Genomic DNA, 21481 nt, shown 5'->3' on the forward strand with positions numbered 1-21481 from the left:
GGTTTTTCCGCCATTTGGATTACGGGCGATCGGCTATTCGCGGGGCAATTCCCCCTGCAAGATAGAGGGGTTGCCAGATTTTCGCTGTTACAATGCTTAACAGAGGCGAATCTTCTCTTCATTCCGCTCTGGAACCCATGCCAACTGCTGAGACTTCCGCGACCGTCCGCCCTGATGCGGTGCTTGCTCGTCCGTTGTCGATCGAAGACCACCTCAAGTCCGCTTACGACTCGTCGGAGATGCCAGCAGTGCGCTACGACCCGATGGCGATCGCCGAATATTACAGGGCCCGTCCGCTGCCAGTGATGGGGCGAATGATTGGCATTGTGCTGCCCTTCGTTCTGTTTGCGTTGGGCCTGTGGTGGGATAAGCAGTGGGGACAGACCGAAAAAAAACAGCAGCGTCGCGCCGAGCAATTGCGCGACATTTTGACCAAGCTTGGCCCCGCCTACATCAAGATTGGGCAGGCGCTCTCTACTCGCCCTGATCTAGTGCCGCCCGCTTATTTGGAAGAACTGACTCGCCTGCAAGACCAGTTGCCGCCTTTTCCCAACGAAGTGGCGTTTCAGTTTATTGAAGAAGAATTGGGCGATCGCCCCGAGAATATCTACGCCGAACTCAGCCCAGAGCCAATTGCCGCCGCCTCGCTAGGGCAGGTCTATAAAGGCAAGCTGAAGACGGGTGAGATTGTGGCAGTGAAGGTACAGCGTCCCGGACTGGCGGAGCGTATTACGCTTGACCTCTACATTCTGCGCCGTGCTGCAATGTGGGCGGCGAATACCTTCAAGCAGATCCGCAGCGACCTCGTTGGCATCATGGACGAGTTTGGGGCCCGCATCTTTGAAGAGATGGATTACACCCAGGAGGGGCGCAACGCCGAGCGGTTTGCTCAGCTTTATGGCGCAATTCCTGACATCTATGTGCCTCGGATTTACTGGGAATATACCCATCAGCGCGTGCTGACGATGGAGTGGATCAACGGCACCAAGCTCACCAAGCCGCGAGAGCTAGCCGCCCAGGGCATCGATGCGGCCTATCTGGTAGAAGTGGGTGTGCAGTGTTCGCTGCGGCAGTTGCTAGAGCATGGCTTTTTCCACGCCGACCCGCACCCTGGCAACCTGCTGGCGACACCCGATGGCAAGCTCGCCTATCTGGACTTTGGCATGATGAGTGAGGTGCAGGCTCCCCAGCGCTACGGGCTGATCGAGGCGGTGGTTCACATGGTCAACCGCGACTTTGAAGGCTTGGCGAAAGACTACGTAAAGCTGGAATTTTTGACCCCGGATACCGACTTGACCCCGATTATTCCGGCACTGGCTGCGGTCTTTAGCAACGCGCTGGGGTCGAGCGTCGCCGAACTGAACTTCAAGAGCATCACCGACCAGCTTTCTCAGGTGATGTACGACTATCCGTTCCGCGTGCCTGCCTACTACGCACTGATTATCCGGTCGCTGGTGACGTTGGAAGGCATCGCCATCAACGTGGACCCCAATTTCAAGGTGCTGAGCAAGGCCTATCCTTATATTGCTAAGCGCTTGCTAACCGATCCGTCGCCAGAACTGCGCTCCTCCCTCAAGGATTTGCTGTTCAAAGACGGCAGCTTCCGGTGGAATCGTCTGGAAAACCTGCTGAAGAACGCCAAGGACAGCCCAGATTACGACCTGAACTATGCGGTGGATCAGGCGCTAAACTTCCTGTTTTCTGAGCGCGGCGAGTTTATTCGCGAGTATCTGGTGGAGGAGATTGTCAAAGGGATTGACGGCTATGGGCAGATGACGATGCAGCGGCTGACTGCTACTCTGCGCGATCGCATCGGTCTGGGCAACGGTTCCGCGCCGCCCCCGGCCGAGTCGCAAAACCTGGAACACCTGAGCCGTATTCTCAACATTCTGCGCGATACGCCCGGATTTGACCCGATTCAGCTTCTCCCTGTGGTGCCAAACCTGCTGCTGCGTCCTGAAACTCAGCGCATGGGCCAGCAGATTGCAGGCGGGCTGGCCCAGCGGGCCGCAGCCCGGTTCATCCGCGAATTTCTCTTGCCGGAGGAGCCGCCCCAGCCGACTCCTTCTGCCAGCGGCCACCTGAATCGCAACGGTAAGGTGCTAAGCAGCACAATGGGCGGCAACGGAAGCGGCAACCTGGCACTACCCGCCCGCCGCTCGGCATAGGCGATCGCCCGCTGATGAAACCACCAGCCTTGAAGACGAACCAGAGCGAGCCGTCTCGTCTTCAAGGCTGATGCAAGGCTCAGAACGTTGCGGGATGCCTCGACTCGTGCAGAATGAGGCGGTTTCCGTCGGGGTCGTAGGCGTAGGCTTCGCGACCGTGGAAGTCAGTAATGATGGGGCTGGCGGGGCGTGGGGGGGCGGCGGCGATCGCGCTATGGGCAGCCTCTACGGCGGCGATCGCCTGCTCCAGGTTATCTACCTCCAGGCACAGGCTCATTGCGCCGCTGTGGGAGGCAGCGAATTCTCCGGCATGTTCCTGTTTGGGCTGAAAGATGCCAAACCGAAACAGACCGATCTGGAATTCGACGTAGGTGTTGGGAAACTCGAACGATGGAGCGATGTCGAGGAGCGTCCGGTAGAACTGCCGCAACCGTGCCAGATTGGGCGAGGACAGGGTGAGCGTGGCGTAGTCGGTGTAAAGCATAATTATCCTGCCAAAGTATTAAAAAACAGCTACTAAAGGGTGGAACTTTAGCAGAGATTGGGTCGGATTGATCAACCCAGATTCAAAATTTAAAAAACGTCTGAAATTGTCTGGAAAGTGTCTAAAACACGTGTCTAAAACACGTCGTCTGGAAGCTGCCACAGACGTACCGTGCGGAACCCTTTGCCCGTGGCGATGGTTCTCCAGTCGGGGCTGGCGATCGCATGGTCGAGGGGCGCTCCCTCGCCGGCAAAGATGTGAGTGGGTTTTCCGGTTACCAAATTCCACAGCGTCAGTTGCCCTTCGGCATCGCTGCTGAGCAAGGTTCTGCCGTCGCCGCGCACCACCAGCGTGTTGATAAACCCAGCCGAACCCGTCAGCGGTTTGCCCAGTTCGCCTGTCTCCAGGTTCCAGCGATAGATTGTTCGATCTGTGCCGCCCGCCAGCACCTCGACTCCATCCGGCGTAAGGGCGATCGCATTGATGGCTCCTGTAAATCCTGTAAACGTTCGCAGTGGCGTTCCAGTCTCCAGATCCCAAGCGATGATATCTGAATCTGTACCGCCACTAACAATTGTGCGGGCATCGGGGCTAACAGCAATCGCATTGATGAACCCTTTGTGTCCTTCCAGGGTGTGAATTGGCTGTCCGGTTGCCAGGTTCCAGGTTCGCACTGTGCTATCCGCACTGCCGCTGATCAGTGTTCCATCCGAGGCGATCGCCAGTGCGTTTATTGCGTTCGTGTGGCCGGTCAGCGTATGTCGGATTGTGCCGCTGGGCAAATCCCAAATCAGGACTTGATTATCTGCGCCGCCGCTCACCAGCGTTTGCCCATTGCCGCTCAGCGCGACCACGTTCACGTAGCTGCTGTGTCCCTTGAGCGTGCGGAGGGGTTGCCCCGTTGCCACGTCCCACACGATGATTTGTTGGTCTGCGCCACAGGTAATGAGCTGCTGCCCGTCCGGAGTAAACACTCCGTGATTAATGAATCCGGTATGTTCTGCCAAGCTAGCGCTAGAGACGAGCGACTGCACGGCAACGGTTCCACCGCTGGAACGCTGATAAACCTGCCAGCCGCCCCAGCCTGCCAGCCCAATCAGCAGCGCTGCTGCACTGCCCCAGAACCAGGGACGCTTCCAGCGGAGTGTGGTGCGCTGAGCGTGAGTCTGTGCAGGCTGAAGCTCGGTCGTCTTGGGTGAGGAGATATTTTCTGGGGGTAATGAAGCCAGCCCTTGGACGCGGGGCAGGTTGCTGGGAGGGGCGATCGCCGCCAGGTCTTCCAGAATCTCGCGGGTGCTATTGGGGCGATCGCTCGCTTTGGGCGCAATCAGGTGGTCGATAAAGTCGGCAAACGGTTCCGACACCTGCGGCGCAAACTGTCGCCAGCGGAAGCTATTGTCGTGGGGATTGTAAATATCAGGATCGGTCGGTTGCTTCCCGGTCAGCAGGTAAATAAACGTCCACCCCAGCGCGTAAAAGTCGGACTGGGGAACGGCCTGCCCCTTTTCCTGCTCTGGCGGCGTATAGCCTGCGGAGCTAATGCGGGTCACGCCTTCGGAGCCGCCCAGTTGTGCTAGATAAGTTGCAGTCATCTCGCGCACTGCGCCAAAGTCCACCAGCACCAACTGCCCATTCGACCGCAGCATAATATTTTCGGGCTTAATATCCCGGTGAAAATAGTTGCGCTCATGCACCAAGTGCAGCACCTCCGTCAGTTGCCGCATCCACTTTCGCGCCTGCGCCTCGCTAATGCCGTGGTTACCCTGCTGCCGCATCCATTCCCGCAGGTTGGGCCCGTCGATTTTTTCCATGATGATGCAGTGCAGTGGCGATTCGCTGCCGCGCGGCAAAAACTGGAAGTAGCCATCTGGCTCGATCGCAGGCACACCCGGATGGCGCAACTGGCTCAGCACTACGGCCTCTCGCTGAAACAGGGCGACGGCTTTGCTGTGGCCGCTGTGGATTTCCTTCAGCACCTTAAGAATTTTGGGTACATTCCGCTCGTAGGCTTCATACACCTGACCAAAACCGCTTTTGTCGCTAATCAGCCGCATAACGCGATAGCGCTCCCGCAGCACCAGATCCGACCCGCAGCTTTGGCAAAAGCGGCTGCCGTCGTTACCGGGGTGATTGGGTTCAGCGCATTGGGGATTGATGCAGAGGCTCATAGCGTCGGGCGGTGATGCATCCTGGGAGCGGTAGGGCTTGGGAAAGATGAGTCTGGGAGCAGTCTGAAGCAAAACGGACTCTCCCCAATCAAGCTCAGATTCGGTGTTTTCTTGGGTTCAACGCCAAGCACCTACCAGAATACTGTACTGCTTCGCTCGTGACTCCTGACCCCTAACCCTTTACCCCTTGCTATAGCATGAAGAGGAGGTTGTTTCCATTAGCGATCGCTATGCCTGCTTTGTCTCCGCAGCTTCCCTGGCACACGCAGCTTGGCTCCCAGCGCGACTGGGCATGGCGCGGCTGGCAGATTCGCTATACCTATCTAAGGGCGCAAACCCCTTCACCGGATGCCGTGCCGATTGTATTCCTGCATGGGTTTGGGGCAGCGCTGACCCAGTGGCGGCTGAACCTGGAGCCGCTGAGCCAGCATCACACGGTCTATGCGCTGGATTTGCTGGGGTTTGGTGCGTCGGAAAAAGGGGCGGCAAATTACAAAGTAGACCTGTGGATGGCGCAGGTGCGGGACTTTTGCCGCGAGATTGTGGGGCGGCCGGTGGTGCTGGTGGGGCATTCGCTAGGGGCGCTGGTGGCGCTGGCGATCGCCGCCACTGATCCGGCTCTGGTTCAGGGATTAATCCTGCTCACCTTGCCCGCGTCTCGCCAAGAGTTGCTGCCTGGTAAGCTGCAAAGCTTTGTAGGCGAAATCGAATCTTTCTTCTCGTCGCCGCTGCTGCTGAAGCCGCTGTTCAGCGTGATTCGGCGGCCAGGTGTGATTCGCTCGGTGCTGCGGGCGGTCTATGCCAACCCCGAAGCCATTACCGACGAGCTGGTGCAGAGCTTTACGATTCCGGCGGGCGATCGCGGCGCAGCGAAAGTCCTCTGTCGGCTGGTGCAGGCCCGCACCCAAACAGACTTTAGCCCGAATACAAAAGCCTTGCTGCAAGCGGTCGATTTGCCGATCCTGCTGCTGTGGGGAGAAAAAGACCGGGTGATTCCTTTGGGATGGGGTCGTCAGCTTCCGGCCATGAATCCCAGGCTAAAGCTGATTGAACTGCCCGATGCGGGCCACTGTCCTTACGACGAGTGCGCCGACCGAGTCAATCGAGAAATCCTGGCGTGGGTCGATCACTGCATTGGCAAGGTAAATGCCGGAGCAGCAAACGCTGGAGCAGTAAATGCTGGAGCGGTGAACGCTAGAGCCGTGAACGCTGGCGCAACCAACCCGCCGTCAAGCCCTAGCGCCTGACCCCAGTTCCCCGGTCGGTTTACATTTTTTCAAACTTTCTCAAACTTTTTCAGAGTGCGTCTGTACTGCTAGGGCGCTGGCTTTGGCGCGTTTGGTGATGTGGGGTAGGGTCGATGGGGGCGATCGCCCGCTCCAAAATTGGGATGGGAATGATATAGTACACTTGTATCAAACACCAAATGGGTACAGATGGGGACAAACGGAACCTCTGGATGGCTGATCTTCAAAGCTCAGAATCAATCCCAGAGTCAATCCCAGAGACCATTCCAGCACTCTGCTGCCCCACGTACCGCCTCAGCAAACTCAACGAGTGAAAACAAACGCTCTATGACTACAGGTACCAGAGCAAGGCGGGCAAGTAAACCCCCTGCAATCTCCCCAAGCGGCACGCGCACCCTGGCGCTGGATGCAGGCAACTATGACCTCAAATTTTTTGATGGCAACGGTCATCCCAAGGCGATTCGCTCGGTTCGCTATCACCTGCCGTCGGGGCGCGATGCCGTCAGCTATTCCGACGCTTCGCCGCTGATCGAGCTGCCCGACGGCACCCGCGTTCACTTTGGCGCACAGGCTTATAAATACCGCCGCCAGCAGCAGACGGTCGTGGAAAATAAGGTGGAACTGTCGCGCCTGCATCTCTACGCCTGTTTGGAACCGTTTAATGGCAGCACTGAGTTTGCCTTGCAGGTCTACGCCTCCACGCCAGAACCCGCCAAAAGCCGAGACGCGATTCGAGAGCAACTCATCGGGATGCATGAATTCAAGCGCAACGGGCTGGACTATCGCGTCATGGTGGAAAGCGTAGAGGTAGAACGCGAAGGCATGGGTGCGTATCACTACGCGCGGCAACTAGGGATGATTCCCGATGCAGGCTTTACCATCGTCGTCGATATTGGCGGCGGCACTTGGCTAACGCGGCTGGTGGATGCCGAGGGCGAAGTGATCGATGAAAACGTCATGGATCGCGGTGGTGCGTACGAACTGGCGGCTTCCATCAGCTTCGACAAGCGACTCACCTCGGCTTTGGGCACGAGCGCCGACCCCAGCATTGTAATGGACGGGTTTCGGGCTGGGCATACCTACGCCGACACGGAGCTAACGTGGGCCCCTTGGCTGGAGGAGCATCTCGACCCCTGGTTTAAGGGTATTTTCCAAACCGTGCGATCGCAATACAACCCCTATATGCCCCGCGTGACGCGCTTTTTGGTGACGGGCGGCAGTACTCACCTGATTGCCGAGCGGCTCCAGGGGCGCAAGCTCTTTGCCGTCATGGGCGACCCACAGTTTGCCAATGTTCGCGGTTTGTACTCGATGTCGATGGATCAACAGCTATGCATGACAACAAAGTAAGACTGAGTGCGGATGTGCTGGAAAAGGCGCAGCAAATTGCTGCTGAGTGGGGGCTGAAGAACACCCGTGCGGCGGTGGAGGCAGTATTCCGGCGCTATGCCGATGACTATCTGCACGGTCGGGAGCCGTTTCCTGGCGCGGCGATTCGCGAAGCGATCCCAACGGGAATCGCCCCGGCCCACGTCCCCACCTGGACTCCGCCACGCCGATTCGACCCGCTGGCTCTGGCGAACGGTGGCAGTTGCGAAGCGCTGGATGCCCTGGATGAACTGCTGGGAGCCTGACGGCCGCTGCTCTGGAGTCTAAAATGGGAGCCTGACCCTGGAGGATCGTTCTGCATGGCTGAGTCGGCAATCTGGCAGCTTCCACCCGATGAGTCGCCGCCCGCCGAGTTTGTGCAGGCAGCGGCGGAGTATGCACCCGATGGCATGGCGACCTATGCTGCCCAGTTGCTCTGGCAGCGGGGTATTCGCGACTCAGCGGCGCTGGCGGGCTGGCTCGACCCCAATTGCTATGCGCCGACCAGCCCCTTTGCGTTTGGCGAAGAAATGCAGAGGGCGATCGCCCGTCTGAAGCTGGCCCACGAACGGCAGGAGGCGATCGCCATCTGGGGAGATTTTGATGCCGATGGGATTACGGCGACGGCGGTGCTGTGGGAGGGGCTGGGACAGTTTTTTCCTCAGGGCGATCGCCTCTCCTATGTCATCCCCAATCGTCTGACAGAATCCCACGGGCTGACCCACAGCGGCATCGAGCAACTGGCGGCGGCAGGTGTTCGCCTGATTGTCACCTGCGACACGGGCAGCACCAGCCTGGCAGAGATCGACCATGCGAATCGCTTGGGGCTGGACGTGATTGTGACGGATCACCACACGCTGCTGACCCAGCGTCTGCCTGTGGTGGCCATTGTCAATCCCCGCAGCCTGCCTGCGGATCATCCCCTCGCCACCCTGTCGGGCGTTGCCGTTGCCTACAAACTGGTGGAGGCGCTGTACGAAACCCTGCCCGACGTGCCGACGCGCCCGCTGGATACCCTGCTGGATCTGGTGGCGATTGGGCTAATTGCTGACCTGGTGGAACTGCGGGGCGACTGCCGCTATCTGGCGCAGCGGGGCATTGCTCAGCTTCAGAAAAACCAGGACGTGGCAACGGCCCCGCGCCCCGGCGTGGCGATGCTGCTGGAATTTTGCAAAAAGGCGGGCGATCGCCCTACCGATATTTCCTTCGGGCTGGGGCCGCGCATCAACGCCATCAGCCGCATCCAGGGCGATGCCCGCGACGGCGTGGAGCTATTGACCAGCCGCGACGAGAGCCGCTGTCGCCAGCTTGCCGAGGCAGCAGAACTGGCAAACACTCGCCGCCGCGCCCTCCAGCAAGATCTGTTCAAACAAGTCTCGGCGCGGCTGAGCCAGATGGATTTGTCTACGACTGGCGTAATTGTGCTAGAAGATCCGCAGTGGCCAGTGGGCGTTCTAGGACTGGTAGCGGGGCAAATTGCTCAGGAATATGGCCGTCCAACCCTTTTGCTTAGCAGCGCCGCACCATTGGCAGCTTCCAAACCCGCTGCATCGGATGCCCCCAAGTCTTCGCCCAGTAGCGTCAAGCTGGCACGAGGCTCTGCCCGCTCTGTGAACCAGATTGATCTCTACGACCTGATGAGCAGTCAGCAGCACTTGCTCAGTGGGTTTGGCGGGCATCCCTTGGCGGCGGGGCTGAGTCTGCCTGTGGAAAACATTCCGCTGTTTGCGGATGGCATCAATCGGCAACTCCGGCAGCAGGTGGGAATATCAGGGGCGATTGCCCCGCCTGCGCTCCCGGTTGATCTGATCGTGACCGTGGGCCAGTTGGGAAAAGACTTGTTCCAAGCGCTGAAACTGCTGGAACCCTGCGGCATGGGCAACCCCACGCCCAACCTGCTGATTCGCCAGTGCCGTTTTGAAAATGTCCGCAATGAAAATATCCGCGATTTCAAGCAGCGCAAGGTGCGTTACATCAAAACCGAGTTTGAGCTTGTGGATGAAACCGGGCAATTTCCTGGCGTGTGGTGGGGGCACTATCGCGACGAGATGCCGCCGGGGCCGTGCGATGCGTTGGTGCAGATGGATTTCAACCCGTTTCGCAAGCGCTACGAGGTGCGGCTGATGGCGGTTCGGCCGGCGGCGGGCGAGTGGGCTGCGGCCATGCCTGCTGAACCAGACTGGCTGCTGGACTGGCGCGGGCAGTCCGAACTTCTGGCAGGCGCGGCCGACGCAGAAAACGTGCTGGTGATGACCGACTGCCCGACCCAGTGGGACGATTTGCGCGTGTGGGGGCGAAAGGCCCGGCACGACGGCAAACGGCTGGCGATCGCCTACCCAGTTCCACCCGCTACCGACCCGCTAGAATCCTGGCAAACCCTGGTGGGACTGGCAAAGTATCTCAGCCGCACAGGGCAAGTCGCAACGCGATCGCAGCTTTTACGAAAACTGGGGCTGGGCGATCGCCCGCTGAGAGCCGGAATTCAGGCATTGCAGGTGCTGGGAATAACGGTCACAGCCCTCCCCAATGGGCTGCAATTTCAGTGGAATCCAGCCGATTCGTCCACCCAGTCGCCAACAGCGGCCCAAGTGAATCAGGCCATTGAGGCGTTTCTCTCGGCGGTTGAAGAAGAACAATTTCGGCGACAGTACTTTGCGACTGTGCCGATTGCAACGATTCGGGCGATCGCCTCTTAATTCTCGAAACCAGAGTCAGATAACCAGAGTCAAATGCTGGAAGCCAGCGGTTGGAGCCAGCGGTTGGAGCGAGCAAAGACTCTGACAACCTTAAAAGCAGCACAAAACCTCAAGAAAAAGAGTGCAGACAGCATGACGACTCAGAATCAACCTCTATCTGCACCCTCTCAGCTAACCATGAACGTTGTGCAAGCAAGCACCCTGAAAGCCTTTCAGCAAGTTCAAAAGCGGGGTTTAAACCCAACGCATCCTACGTGATTCAGCGTACGTGATTGAATAGGAGCAACTGAAAAGGAAATTCAGTGGATTCGCGCAGGCAACACCGTTAATAGCTTCATCCTACGGCGATCGCCTGGGTTGTTTCATAAAGGAACTGTAGAGTTTGAGTGTAACCCCATAAGACTCGTGTGAAGATAAACAAGGCTCATTCGCCTGTGCCGAAATGACTCCCTGAAAATAACTCCCTGAAAATAAGCCCCTGAAACGGCTTTCCAAAGACCCGCAGACAGATTCCCATGACCCAGCCTAAATTCGCCAGCCGTGCCGCTTGGGAGCAGGCAAATCTGCTAATGCAGCCTGTGTTTATTCGGGTGCTGGATAATTTGCGAAAAGCCCTGGAACAGTCGCCCTGGAAAAGCACCTACCGCAACGACCCCATCTGGCCCGATGGCGTATCGGAGGAGACACAGCAGCAGGTGCTAGCGCTTCAGCATCGGCTGGCATCCGCCACTCCAGAAGAAGCCCCAGACCTCCAGGAAGCGCTGTCGCGTCTGCCCCAGCCCCATCCGGGCTACGTGCTGTGTCTCCAGCATCAGGCCCATCAGGTGAATATCGACCTCTGGCAGTTGTGCTATCAGATCTGCTTTCGCAACTACAGTCCTGTGCTGAGCCTAACCGACACCGTGGTGGTAGAAGTAGATACAAGCTTACTCGACGACACAGGCGATGTAGACTGGCAAAAGCTCGATGCTAAAACGGCTCAGCTTGTAGAGCAGCTTTTTGCCAGCTTGCCCGACATTTCGTAGGTGCCCTGCGCGATCTATGTCTCGACTGTCCAGCACAATTGAAGCCATTTTGTATCTGAAAGGGCAGCCGCTGACGCTGGCCAAAATTGCAGAATATGCCGGATGCGATCGCCCCAGTGCCGAGGAAGGGCTGATTGAGCTAATGACCGACTACGCCCAGCGCGACGGAGCACTAGAAGTGGTGGAAACGCCAGAGGGGTATTGCTTGCAGCTTCGCGAAGCCTATCAACCGCTGCTGCAAAAGCTGGTGCCTGTGGATTTGGGCGTGGGTGCGTTGCGGACACTGGCGGCGATCGCCCTGCGCGGCCCGCTGACGCTTTCGGATCTGGTCGAACTGCGCGGATCAGGGGCTTACCAGCACGTTCAGGAGTTGGTGGAGCTAGGGTTTGTCCGTAAGCGCCGCAAAGCTGATAGCCGCTCGTCTTGGCTGCAAATCACCGACAAGTTTTATCAATATTTTCAGCTAGAGTCGCTGCCACAACCCTTCAGCAACGCCTCCAGCACTGCGGCAAATGCTGCGCTTCCCGAAGCCTGACCCTATGCCTGGATCGCTGCCCTACGTCAGCCCTGGGAACGACATGGCTTCCCGGCCTGCGGTAGAGCCGCTTTATACAACTAGGCGGCTACCTTAATGTGTAATGTTTCGGAACTTCTACCAGATGGTTTTGAGATTGGTTTTGGAATGGAAGCGTTCAGCGATGAACAGGCTTCTGTCATAAGCCGACTCATGGCGGGTAAGCAAGGTTCGGAACGGTTTGAAATCCCAGGAAAAACCCATTTGATGAGCTGAGGTGATAAACCATGAGTAACCCTGATTATAGTCGGCAGAACGAGGCCCGCATTCGAGACATGCAAAACGCTGAGTTGCAAAATCGTGAATTGCGCGATCGCGAACTTCATGCTTACGAAGCTCGTCGCCAGGCCGAGATTGCGCGAGACAATGCCAATACTTCCGGGGGTCTGTTTCTCGGACTGATGCTGGCGGCGATCGCCGGCTTTACCACCCTATTTATCGCGCTGGCCCAGCGCAGCGATACCCAGCCCCAGGTAGAACCCGCCGCTCCCCCCGAAGTGAACGTGCAGCCCCCTGAGGTGAACGTTCAACCCCCCGATGTAAATATCCAGCAGGCTCCACCCCCGGATGTCAACGTGACGATTCCTGAAACTGCCCCCCAAACGGCCCCTCCCCAGAGCGCTGACCCGTCTCTTGATCCGATGATGGGCGCACCCGAAAGCTCGGCGGATTCTATGACCCCAGATTTTATGAACCCTGATCCGATGGCGAATCCCAATGGCACGGTTCAGCCAGGACAACCGTAATCTCTGGGTCGGCATCATTCCTGTCCTTGGAATACAGCATTTTCTTGCGGGGTGAGGCACATGCTGCCCTCACGAGGCAAGGGCTTATTGACCATCCGTGCGCCTCACTAGCTTCAAAAACGCTGTATGTGATTCATCTTCTAATCGATTGACCATCGGCTGTGGGCGTAGTGATTCTGCCCGCGGCCGATTTTAGTGCAGAGGGGAGCAAGCAAGCGCCTATTCAGGAATAACTGCCAGGAATAACTCCCAGGAATAACTGCGTGAAGGATATACCGCAAATCTCAGGGCCTGAACCTAACCGTTATTTACTGTAGATTAGTTGAGGATAGGCTGTCTCAGCGGTTTAGTTCTCTCAACTCTCTCAACTCCAAGGCTCATCTATGACCAAGATTGCGTATCTAGACTGCCCGACGGGTATTGCCGGAGATATGTGCCTGGGGGCGCTGATTCACGCAGGGCTGCCGCTGGAGTATTTGGAAACGCAGCTTCAGCGATTGGGCATTTCCCATGAATATACACTGCGAGTCGAAACCGTGCAGCGAAATGGGCAATCGGCAACAAAACTGCACGTTGACCTAAGCGCATTGCCTGATCCGGAAGCGCTGGCGCACCAAGAGCCAGGAGTCGATGTTCATTCAACCTTTCGGCGTGCCTATTCTCAATCTCATTCTAATGATTTGACTCATCAAGGCATTTATCAAAATGCAGTCGAGCTGCATTCAGAAAAGCATTCGGATTCACATTCTCATCAGAGTCATGTTCATACGCATGAGTCTGAATCTCCTCATGATTCTAAAGGTCATTTTCATCCGCATCCGCACGAGCATCCGGCTGATTATACCCATTCTTTAGACGGTGCCAGGAACGCGATTGATGAATCTGAGCATCCGTCTCATGATCTTGCCCCACACCATCACGCAGGAACTCGGCATCTGGCAGACCTCGAGCAGTTGATCTTGGCGGCGGGATTGCCGCCTCGGGCCGAAGCGTGGAGTTTGGCGGTGTTTCGACAGTTGGCGATCGCCGAAAGCGCGGTTCACGGCATTCCCATCGACGCGGTTCACTTCCACGAAGTCGGAGCGACAGATGCCATTGTAGATATCGTGGGAACCTGTTTGGGGCTGGACTGGCTGGGCATTGAGCAGTTGTATTGCTCGGCGATGCCGACCGGCGGCGGCACCATCTGGGCAGCGCATGGGCGGCTCCCGGTGCCTTCGCCTGCGGTGCTGAAGCTGTGGGAACTGCGGCAGGTGCCAATCTACAGCAACGGCATTGAGCGAGAATTGGTAACCCCAACGGGGGCGGCGATCGCCACAACTCTGGCAGCCAGTTTTGGCCCGCCACCGCCGATGACGCTGACCCGCGTGGGGCTGGGCGCGGGCGGGCGCGATCTGCCGATTCCCAATATTCTGCGGCTGTGGCTTGGGGAATTATCGGAACTGGGGGCGGGTAGCTTTGCCTATCGACAGACGGCGGCCCACACCATTCCATCAGGGATTCACTTGCCCCAGTCTGCTAAAGCAGTAACGCCTGCTGCTCAGCCGGAAGCCAATACCCAGGTGACGGTTCTGGAGACGCAGATTGATGACGCAAACCCACAGGCGATCGCCTACACGCTAGAATCTCTGCTGGCAGCGGGGGCGCTGGACGTGTTTACGCAGCCTGTGACCATGAAAAAATCGCGCCTGGGCACGCTGCTGACGGTGATTTGCCCGATTGACCTGGCCGAAATTTGCAAAGCTATCCTGTTTCGCGAAACAACGACGCTAGGCATCCGCGAGTCAGTGCAGCAGCGAACCATGCTCGACCGGGAATTTCAGACGGTCGAGACGGAATTTGGAGAAGTCCCAATAAAGCTGGGGAAGCATCCCGTTAGCGGAGAACTGCTCAACGTCCAGCCGGAGTATGAAGATTGTGCCAAAATCGCCCGCGATCGCCAAGTTTCTTGGAGCGACGTGCATCGAGCCGCCTTACGCGCCTGGGAGAATCGGAACCCAAAGACCCAACTTCGGGCAGAGAGCGCCCACTAGCGTCCACTAGGAGAGGAGCGGCAAACGCCCCCGGCTCCGAACCTGCTTGCAAAGGCGAAGCTCTGTGCCGTCTGTATTCCAGTGTACCTGGTCAAAAATCTGGTGGAGGATATAGAGTCCGCGCCCGCAGTCTCGCTGCTCGTTGGGCGATCGCCCGACACAATCCTCTCGGCATGGCCCCGCAGGGTCGAACCCGCAGCCTTGGTCGGAAATGATCCACCAGTGTTCGTTATTGACAATGTAGAACTCAACCAGAATGGTTTTGTTTGGGTCGAGATTATTGCCGTGCTTTGCTGCGTTAACCAGCGCCTCTTGAAGTCCCAAACGCACCTCTGCTCTCCAGCGCGGCGGAATATCAGCCAGCAGCAAGTCCAAGACTGGACCCAGATGCAAAGTAGACGCAAAGCTTACAGTACCCCACTTTCGCCCATTGGGACGAGGTGTGATTGCGATCACTCGATGATCCTCACTGGCGTACAAAGGGACAGGGGATAAGCCTTGCCTGGCTCAGTTTAAAAGTAGGAGCTGAGTAAAGTGAAACCCACTTCTAGAAGCCGAGGCTAGGTGAATGAATCTGAAAACTTTCCACTAAAGCAAGACTGTAAAAAGTAAAGCTCAATGCAATAGCTTGAATGCGACCTAAATCAAAAAACTAAATCAAGGAAAAAAGTGCAACTAAAAAAACATCAACGTAGCTAAATAGCAGATGAGTAGCGCATCCATGTTTAACAACTCAATTTTAGCACAGCTAGTCGGTAATCCCTGCTTTTTGGGCGGCAATTACCCACTGGGCCGGGGTTTCCCTGATATTGGATGTAGCTTTGCGACCGGGTTTAGACGGAATTCTGTGAGCTAAACTACAAAATCCTTGGGCAGAATAATAGTCAACAGCGCGATCGCCCCAAGTTCGTAGGGCGATCGCCCTACGCTTAGCAGACTTCATTGCTTGGCAAGAGCTTTGCGAGTGGTGATTGGTACAAATGAATTGAAAACTGGTAAATGAACTCAACGACCCTGCGGTTCATCAAGGATAAAATTACTTGATAAAATTGCTCACTGACGACTAGAAGCGTTATTCTCTGCCTGTGCAAGCTGCTGTTCTAGTGCTGAAATGCGATCGCGCAAGGGAGCCATCATCGCTTCGACCTCCTGTGCAGAATACCGAATGGGAATATGCTGCGGGCAGTTTTCGCTAATCGCCTCGACGTGAAACAAAATGGCCCGTTCAACAGGTGCAGGGTAATCCTGAACTCGGAGTTTTTCAATCCATTCTACGTTCGCATCTGTGTTCCCTTCTAAGTATTCTGCACGTCCCCAAACCTTGACTCGCTGGCGATGCCGATAGTCCATCAAGAATAGAAATGCCTTGTCATTGCCGGAGAGATTGCCGACGGTAATGTATTGCAGATTGCCAGAAAAATCGGCAAAGCCAAGCGTCTTCTCATCCAGTACCTTTAGAAAACCAGCCGGGCCGCCGCGAAACTGGATATAGGGATAGCCGTCAGAACCAACGGTTCCCAAATAAAACCCGTCCAGATGGGCAATGAACTCGGACAATTCTGGCGTGATACTATCACCAGCCGGGCCTTTAGCAATGTAGCGTGCGTAGGTTTCTCGAGAGCCACGCTGCTCTTGAGCGGCCAGGACTTCGGGCGTAAAAGCAATTTCTCCAAATTTGCGTGGCATGGGGATCTCCTTGGATGGGGCGACTGGATGGAGTGGTGGTTAGATGGGGCGGCTCAATGGGGCGATCGCCATCCAGGGATCGCTGATTTTGGCGCAGGGGCTAGGCAATCCGTCGCTGTTTCAGCGAGCGATGCAGCAGTTACCACAAGAACTGTTGCGCTCAATACCAACTTGGGATCATCTTAGGGATTTTTGGGCTGCTGTTATCCAGTTATCAAACAGCATTCAGGATTGTGCGGTAGGTTCATAGCCAAATTCTTACTATTATCCGGTGCGCTAATTCGTCGATGGTTCGCTTGTTGGGTCTGTTAGCAACCTTCATCCTGCCACTGCCGCTATGAAACTCCTCACCCCCCGCACCAAAATTGTCGCTACGATTGGCCCTGCCAGCCGCTCCCCCGAAATCCTTAAGAAAATGGTGAATGCGGGCATGAGCGTAGCCCGCCTCAATTTTTCTCACGGCTCCTACGAAGACCACGCCAAGACAATTGAAATGATTCGCGCGGTCGAAGCAGAACTCGATACGCCAATCACGCTGCTGCAAGACCTGCAAGGGCCCAAAATTCGCGTCGGACAAATGCCGAACGGGGGCATTCCCCTAGAGGAGGGCGCACCGCTGATTCTGGTGCCGGATGATGCCCTCGACGGGCAGCCCAACACGGTTTCGATTGACTATCCGCACCTGTGGGAAGAAGCAACGCCAGGCACGCAAGTGCTGATGGATGACGGTCTGCTGGAATTGCAGGTTGAAGAGGTGGTGGGTCGCGAGGTGCGCTGCCGCGTGGTGAAAGGCGGTTTGCTGAAAAGCCGCAAGGGCGTGAATTTGCCCAGCCTTAACCTGAAACTGCCGTCAATGACGGACAAGGATATTCAGGATGTGGAGTTTGGACTGTCGCAAAATGTCCACTGGATTTCGCTCAGCTTTGTGCGGCGGGGCGATGACGTGCGATCGCTCAAGGATTTGCTGGCTTCTAAGGGACATGCCGATGTGCCCGTGCTGGCCAAGCTAGAAAAGCCCCAGGCCATTGAAAATCTGGAAGACATTCTCTGCGCCTGCGACGCGATTATGGTGGCGCGGGGCGACATGGGCGTGGAACTGCCGCCAGAGCAAGTGCCCCTGACGCAGAAGCACATCATCCGCCGCTGCAACGAACTGGGCATTCCGGTGATCACGGCGACGCAAATGCTGGAGAGCATGATCCAAAACCCGCGCCCGACTCGCGCCGAGGCCAGCGACGTGGCCAACGCCATTCTCGACGGCACAGACGCAGTGATGCTGTCGGGCGAGTCGGCGATGGGGGCCTATCCGGTGGAGGCGGTGCAGATGATGACGCGCATTGCCCGCGAGGTAGAGCGCGACTATCACTTTGTCAACTATCCTCCTTCCAAAGAAGACGAAGCCCACGCCATTAGCGAAGCGCTGAACGCCATTGACCAGTTTTTGCCGCTCCAGTGCATCGTGGCATTTACCAATACGGGCTATACGGCTAAGCTGGCCTCGAAGGAGCGGCCGACGGCTCCGGTAGTGGCGCTGACGCCGAATATCGACGTATACCATCGGCTGAACCTGGTGTGGGGCGTGCGTCCGGTGCTGCTGCAAGAGGAAACGACTGAATTTGAAGCGGTGCTGCGGCAGGCAGAGCAATGTCTGCTAGAACGCGGGTTGGCCTCGGTGGGCGATCGCATTCTGGTCGTTGGCGGCATTCCCATGAAGGTCACAGGCGGTACGAATTTCCTCAAGATCCACACCATCGGCACCTTTGCTGCTGGGTAGCACTAGCTTTTGGTTTCAAGCTGCAAAAAACCTTTGGTTTCATCTTTAATTTCACCGTTAACTTCACCTGATTTCAGAGCGTCTAACGCTTCTTTAACCCTATGGCAAAATTAATTCTGACCCGGCATGGACAGAGCCTTTGGAACGCGGTCAACAAGTTCACCGGATGGGTCGATGTGCCGCTGAGCGAACGGGGCCGCGCCGAAGCAACGATTGCCTCGACCAAGCTGCGAGAATATCGCGTAGATGTGGTGTTTACTAGCAAGCTGATTCGGGCGATCGAAACCGCCGTCTGCATTTTGACGGAATGCGACGACATCTGCGGCGGCAAGATTCCCATCATTCAGCATGACGACGATGACCCTGACTGGAAAGGTCTGGATAACTACGACAATCCAGATGAAGTGTTGCCTATTTTTACTAACGCAGCCCTGGACGAGCGCTACTATGGCAACCTGCAAGGGCTGAACAAGGCCCAGACCGCAGCGGAATACGGAGCCGATCAGGTGCAAATTTGGCGACGCTCCTACGACATCGCGCCCCCTGGGGGCGAAAGCCTGGAAGACACGCAGGCCCGCGTCTTGCCCTACTTCAACGAAACCATCTTGCCCTACTTGCTGCAAGGCAAAAACGTGATGATCGCCGCCCACGGCAACTCGCTCCGCTCCATCATCATGAAGCTGGATAAGCTATCGGGCGAAGAAGTCGCCAAGCTGGAACTGGGAACCGCTGTGCCGATCGTGTATGACATTGATGAACACGGCGAAGTGACCCACAAGGTGGTGTTAGATCAGTGAGCGCGTGCTGGGTATTTGTGAGGAACTGGCATGAGAGTGGGAGTCTTTAGCGCCAAGGCTTACGATCGTGAAATTCTGGAAAGCCTCGGCGCAACCCGGGGCCATGAGCTAGTGTTCATTGAAGAATCGCTGAATGCCCGCACGGCGGTGCTGGCGGCGGGGTTTCCGGCGGTGTGTGTATTTGTGAACGACCAGTTGGATGCGGTCACGCTGAGGGCGATCGCCGCTGGGGGCACTCGCTTCATCGCGCTGCGCTGCACAGGCTACAACAACGTAGACCTCAAGACCGCCGCAGCACTGGGGATCACGGTCGCCCGCGTCACTGCCTATTCGCCCTTTTCGGTGGCGGAGTTTGCTGTGGGGCTGGTGCTGGCGCTCAACCGCAAGATTCACCGAGCCTACAACCGCACCCGCGAAGGAAATTTCAGCCTGGAAGGACTGATGGGGTTTGACCTGCGCGGCCGCACCATTGGCATCATCGGCACGGGCAAAATCGGTTTGATCTTTGCCCAGATTATGCACGGCTTTGGCTGTCAGCTTTTGGGCTATGACCACCGGGTAAACCCCCAATTTACGGCGCTGGGTGCGGCTCAGTATGTGGAACTGCCAGAGCTATTTGAAAATGCCGACATCATCTCGCTGCACTGCCCCCTCACGCCCGAAACTCGCCACCTGATTAATGCTGACACCATCGACCAGATGAAGCGCGGGGTAATGCTGATCAACACCAGTCGGGGCGGGCTAATTGACACAGAAGCGGTAATTGATGCACTCAAGGGTAAAATCATTGGGGCACTGGGCCTCGATGTATACGAACAGGAGGCGGATCTGTTTTTTGAAGATTTGTCCAATGAGATTATTCAAGATGATGTTTTCGAGCGGCTGGTTACGTTTCCCAACGTCATCGTGACCGGACACCAGGCCTTTTTCACAGAAGATGCGCTTAGGGATATTGCCGAAACCACCCTGGACAACCTAGACGACTTTGAGCAGGGGCGGCCCTGTCCAAACGAGATCACCCAACCGCTGGTCAGCGCATGAACTTGCTTAACCGAGAGGATTGTCGATGAATATTCAAACCATTTCTACGCAGCCCTTCGCCGATCAGAAGCCCGGAACTTCGGGGCTGCGGAAGGCTGTTCCCACCTTCCAACAGCCCCACTATCTCGCAAACTTCATCCAGTCGATTTTTGACAGTCTGGAGGGCTATCAGGGGCAAACCCTGGTGCTGGGCGGCGACGGCCGCTATTACAACCGCGAGGCGATCCAAATTATTCTCAAAATGGCGGCGGCCAATGGCTGGGGCCGCGTGAAGGTGGGGCACCACGGCATTCTCTCTACGCCTGCCACGTCTTGCGTGATTCGCAAATGCAAGGCCTTTGGCGGCATTATTCTCTCTGCTAGCCACAATCCCGGCGGCCCCCATGGCGACTTTGGCGTGAAATACAACATAGAAAACGGCGGGCCTGCGCCGGAAAAGGTGACGGAGGCGATCTTCGCGCGAACCAAAGAAATCACGGAATACAAACTCCTGGATGCGCCCGATGTAGACATCGACACGCTGGGCGAAAGCAAGCTGGGTGGCATGGTGGTCGAGGTGATCGACTCCGTAGCCGACTATCAGGAATTGATGGAGTCGCTGTTTGATTTTGACCGGATTCGGGCGCTGCTGACCAATGGCTCGTTTCGCCTGTGCATTGACGCGATGCACGCCGTTACCGGGCCCTACGCCCATGCCATTTTTGAGCAGCAGTTGGGCGCACCCGCAGGCACGGTTCGCAGCGGCACGCCCCTGGAGGATTTTGGCGGCGGCCATCCCGACCCCAACCTGACCTATGCCCATGATCTGGTGGAGATCCTGTTCAAAGCGGACGCGCCGGATTTTGGGGCGGCGTTTGACGGGGATGGCGATCGCAACATGATTTTGGGACGCAATTTCTTCGTCAACCCCAGCGATAGCTTGGCGCTGCTGGTGGCAAACGCGCACCTGGTTCCCGGCTATAAGGACGGACTGGCAGGGGTGGCCCGCTCAATGCCCACCAGCGCAGCGGCGGATCGGGTGGCCCAGCGGCTGGGGATTGGCTCCTATGAAACGCCGACGGGCTGGAAGTTTTTTGGCAATTTGCTGGATGCGGGCAAGGTGACGCTGTGCGGCGAAGAGAGCTTTGGCACCGGGTCGAACCATATCCGCGAAAAGGACGGTATCTGGGCGGTGCTGTTTTGGCTGAATATTCTGGCGGTGCGGCAACAGCCCGTGGAGCAGATTGTGCGGGAACACTGGCAGATGTTTGGGCGCAACTTCTACTCGCGGCATGACTATGAAGAGGTGGCGAGCGATCGCGCTAAGGCATTAGTCGATTACGTCCAGGCGCAAATGCTGACGCTGCCCGGAAAAACCTTCGGCTCCTATACGGTCGAATATGCTGACAACTTTAGCTATACCGACCCGGTAGACGGCAGCGTCAGCCAAAATCAAGGCATTCGTATTGGCTTTACAGACGGGTCTCGCCTGATTCTGCGGCTGTCGGGCACGGGCACCAAGGGCGCAACACTGCGGCTCTATCTGGAAAGCTATGAACCCAACATCGCCAAACACAACCTCGACCCGCAGGTGGCGCTGGGCGACCTGATTGCGATCGCCGAAGAGATTGCCCAGATCAAGGAATACACGGGCATGGACAAGCCGACGGTGATCACCTGATCCCGACTGGGGCG

The 21481-nt window shown here is 56.9% G+C and carries 19 protein-coding genes; 14 read left to right on the forward strand and 5 right to left on the reverse strand.

Annotated features, from left to right (window positions below):
- The first annotated feature begins 137 nt into the window (after window positions 1-137).
- Entirely contained in the window at window positions 138-2168 is a 2031-nt protein-coding gene (locus IGS16_RS20450) for an ABC1 kinase family protein (RefSeq protein WP_367185836.1), read from the forward strand.
- A 79-nt stretch (window positions 2169-2247) separates the two neighbouring features.
- Here the strand turns inward: IGS16_RS20450 and IGS16_RS20455 are convergent, their stop codons facing one another.
- Both IGS16_RS20455 and IGS16_RS20460 read right to left on the reverse strand, forming a co-directional pair.
- Window positions 2248-2652, reverse strand: coding sequence for a VOC family protein (locus IGS16_RS20455; RefSeq protein WP_297088643.1), 405 nt, complete (start codon window positions 2650-2652; stop codon window positions 2248-2250).
- Window positions 2653-2786: 134 nt separating this feature from the next.
- On the reverse strand, window positions 2787-4892 hold the full coding sequence (locus IGS16_RS20460) for a protein kinase (protein ID WP_297088645.1): 2106 nt from the start codon (window positions 4890-4892) through the stop codon (window positions 2787-2789).
- Window positions 4893-5050: 158 nt separating this feature from the next.
- Between IGS16_RS20460 and IGS16_RS20465 the strand changes: the two genes are divergently transcribed.
- The 8 genes from IGS16_RS20465 (at window position 5051) to larC (ending at window position 14509) form a co-directional block, all read left to right on the forward strand.
- On the forward strand, window positions 5051-6067 hold the full coding sequence (locus tag IGS16_RS20465; protein WP_297088647.1) for an alpha/beta fold hydrolase: 1017 nt from the start codon (window positions 5051-5053) through the stop codon (window positions 6065-6067).
- A gap of 327 nt (window positions 6068-6394) precedes the next feature.
- The gene (locus IGS16_RS20470; RefSeq protein WP_297088650.1) at window positions 6395-7417 is read left to right on the forward strand and encodes a ParM/StbA family protein; all 1023 of its coding nucleotides are present in this window, start codon (window positions 6395-6397) and stop codon (window positions 7415-7417) included.
- Window positions 7399-7701, forward strand: coding sequence for a hypothetical protein (locus IGS16_RS20475; RefSeq protein ID WP_297088652.1), 303 nt, complete (start codon window positions 7399-7401; stop codon window positions 7699-7701). Before IGS16_RS20470 ends, IGS16_RS20475 begins: the two co-directional genes overlap by 19 nt.
- 54 nt (window positions 7702-7755) lie before the next feature.
- Window positions 7756-10131 (forward strand): single-stranded-DNA-specific exonuclease RecJ, encoded by a 2376-nt coding sequence (gene recJ / locus IGS16_RS20480; RefSeq protein ID WP_297088654.1) that lies wholly within the window; start codon window positions 7756-7758, stop codon window positions 10129-10131.
- Between the two features lie 515 nt (window positions 10132-10646).
- A complete protein-coding gene (locus IGS16_RS20485; RefSeq protein ID WP_297088656.1) occupies window positions 10647-11156 on the forward strand; it encodes a hypothetical protein in 510 nt (169 codons plus the stop codon).
- Between the two features lie 16 nt (window positions 11157-11172).
- Window positions 11173-11691, forward strand: coding sequence for an SMC-Scp complex subunit ScpB (scpB, locus tag IGS16_RS20490; RefSeq protein WP_297088659.1), 519 nt, complete (start codon window positions 11173-11175; stop codon window positions 11689-11691).
- A 266-nt stretch (window positions 11692-11957) separates the two neighbouring features.
- Entirely contained in the window at window positions 11958-12476 is a 519-nt protein-coding gene (locus IGS16_RS20495) for a hypothetical protein (protein ID WP_297088661.1), read from the forward strand.
- A 383-nt stretch (window positions 12477-12859) separates the two neighbouring features.
- Complete coding sequence (gene larC / locus IGS16_RS20500; RefSeq protein ID WP_297088663.1) at window positions 12860-14509, forward strand: nickel pincer cofactor biosynthesis protein LarC; 1650 nt, start codon at window positions 12860-12862, stop codon at window positions 14507-14509.
- Window positions 14510-14515: 6 nt separating this feature from the next.
- Here larC and IGS16_RS20505 read toward each other — a convergent pair whose 3' ends face one another.
- From IGS16_RS20505 to IGS16_RS20515, 3 genes are all read right to left on the reverse strand, one after another.
- Window positions 14516-14965: an anti-sigma regulatory factor gene (locus IGS16_RS20505; protein WP_297088665.1), complete on the reverse strand. Its 450-nt coding sequence runs from the start codon at window positions 14963-14965 to the stop codon at window positions 14516-14518.
- A gap of 292 nt (window positions 14966-15257) precedes the next feature.
- A complete protein-coding gene (locus tag IGS16_RS20510; RefSeq protein WP_297088667.1) occupies window positions 15258-15452 on the reverse strand; it encodes a hypothetical protein in 195 nt (64 codons plus the stop codon).
- A 110-nt stretch (window positions 15453-15562) separates the two neighbouring features.
- Window positions 15563-16195, reverse strand: a complete 633-nt coding sequence (locus IGS16_RS20515) for a pyridoxamine 5'-phosphate oxidase family protein (RefSeq protein WP_297088669.1) — start codon at window positions 16193-16195, stop codon at window positions 15563-15565.
- A gap of 43 nt (window positions 16196-16238) precedes the next feature.
- Between IGS16_RS20515 and IGS16_RS20520 the strand changes: the two genes are divergently transcribed.
- The 5 genes from IGS16_RS20520 (at window position 16239) to IGS16_RS20540 (ending at window position 21467) form a co-directional block, all read left to right on the forward strand.
- Complete coding sequence (locus tag IGS16_RS20520; RefSeq protein ID WP_297088671.1) at window positions 16239-16445, forward strand: hypothetical protein; 207 nt, start codon at window positions 16239-16241, stop codon at window positions 16443-16445.
- 87 nt (window positions 16446-16532) lie between these two features.
- Window positions 16533-17969 (forward strand): pyruvate kinase, encoded by a 1437-nt coding sequence (gene pyk / locus IGS16_RS20525; RefSeq protein ID WP_297088673.1) that lies wholly within the window; start codon window positions 16533-16535, stop codon window positions 17967-17969.
- 101 nt (window positions 17970-18070) lie between these two features.
- Window positions 18071-18766, forward strand: a complete 696-nt coding sequence (locus IGS16_RS20530; RefSeq protein ID WP_297088675.1) for a 2,3-bisphosphoglycerate-dependent phosphoglycerate mutase — start codon at window positions 18071-18073, stop codon at window positions 18764-18766.
- A gap of 30 nt (window positions 18767-18796) precedes the next feature.
- Window positions 18797-19807 carry a 2-hydroxyacid dehydrogenase gene (locus tag IGS16_RS20535; protein ID WP_297088677.1) on the forward strand — a complete coding sequence of 337 codons (1011 nt, stop codon included), beginning with the start codon at window positions 18797-18799 and terminating at the stop codon, window positions 19805-19807.
- 25 nt (window positions 19808-19832) lie between these two features.
- Entirely contained in the window at window positions 19833-21467 is a 1635-nt protein-coding gene (locus IGS16_RS20540; RefSeq protein ID WP_297088679.1) for an alpha-D-glucose phosphate-specific phosphoglucomutase, read from the forward strand.
- The last annotated feature ends 14 nt before the right edge of the window (window positions 21468-21481 follow it).

Source organism: Thermoleptolyngbya sp. C42_A2020_037 (genome assembly GCF_015272455.1).
Taxonomy (GTDB): domain Bacteria; phylum Cyanobacteriota; class Cyanobacteriia; order Elainellales; family Elainellaceae; genus Thermoleptolyngbya.

Bases quoted from the DNA above. Each gene is read 5' to 3' on its own strand.
- IGS16_RS20530 (WP_297088675.1), top strand. From the start codon at position 18,071: ATGGCAAAATTAATTCTGACCCGGCATGGACAGAGCCTTTGGAACGCG.
- IGS16_RS20485 (WP_297088656.1), top strand. From the start codon at position 10,647: ATGACCCAGCCTAAATTCGCCAGCCGTGCCGCTTGGGAGCAGGCAAAT.
- IGS16_RS20465 (WP_297088647.1), top strand. From the start codon at position 5,051: ATGCCTGCTTTGTCTCCGCAGCTTCCCTGGCACACGCAGCTTGGCTCC.
- IGS16_RS20510 (WP_297088667.1), bottom strand. From the start codon at position 15,452: ATGAAGTCTGCTAAGCGTAGGGCGATCGCCCTACGAACTTGGGGCGAT.
- recJ (WP_297088654.1), top strand. From the start codon at position 7,756: ATGGCTGAGTCGGCAATCTGGCAGCTTCCACCCGATGAGTCGCCGCCC.
- IGS16_RS20520 (WP_297088671.1), top strand. From the start codon at position 16,239: ATGGGGCGGCTCAATGGGGCGATCGCCATCCAGGGATCGCTGATTTTG.
- IGS16_RS20450 (WP_367185836.1), top strand. From the start codon at position 138: ATGCCAACTGCTGAGACTTCCGCGACCGTCCGCCCTGATGCGGTGCTT.
- pyk (WP_297088673.1), top strand. From the start codon at position 16,533: ATGAAACTCCTCACCCCCCGCACCAAAATTGTCGCTACGATTGGCCCT.
- scpB (WP_297088659.1), top strand. From the start codon at position 11,173: ATGTCTCGACTGTCCAGCACAATTGAAGCCATTTTGTATCTGAAAGGG.
- IGS16_RS20455 (WP_297088643.1), bottom strand. From the start codon at position 2,652: ATGCTTTACACCGACTACGCCACGCTCACCCTGTCCTCGCCCAATCTG.
- IGS16_RS20475 (WP_297088652.1), top strand. From the start codon at position 7,399: ATGCATGACAACAAAGTAAGACTGAGTGCGGATGTGCTGGAAAAGGCG.
- IGS16_RS20535 (WP_297088677.1), top strand. From the start codon at position 18,797: ATGAGAGTGGGAGTCTTTAGCGCCAAGGCTTACGATCGTGAAATTCTG.
- IGS16_RS20470 (WP_297088650.1), top strand. From the start codon at position 6,395: ATGACTACAGGTACCAGAGCAAGGCGGGCAAGTAAACCCCCTGCAATC.
- IGS16_RS20540 (WP_297088679.1), top strand. From the start codon at position 19,833: ATGAATATTCAAACCATTTCTACGCAGCCCTTCGCCGATCAGAAGCCC.
- IGS16_RS20495 (WP_297088661.1), top strand. From the start codon at position 11,958: ATGAGTAACCCTGATTATAGTCGGCAGAACGAGGCCCGCATTCGAGAC.
- larC (WP_297088663.1), top strand. From the start codon at position 12,860: ATGACCAAGATTGCGTATCTAGACTGCCCGACGGGTATTGCCGGAGAT.
- IGS16_RS20515 (WP_297088669.1), bottom strand. From the start codon at position 16,195: ATGCCACGCAAATTTGGAGAAATTGCTTTTACGCCCGAAGTCCTGGCC.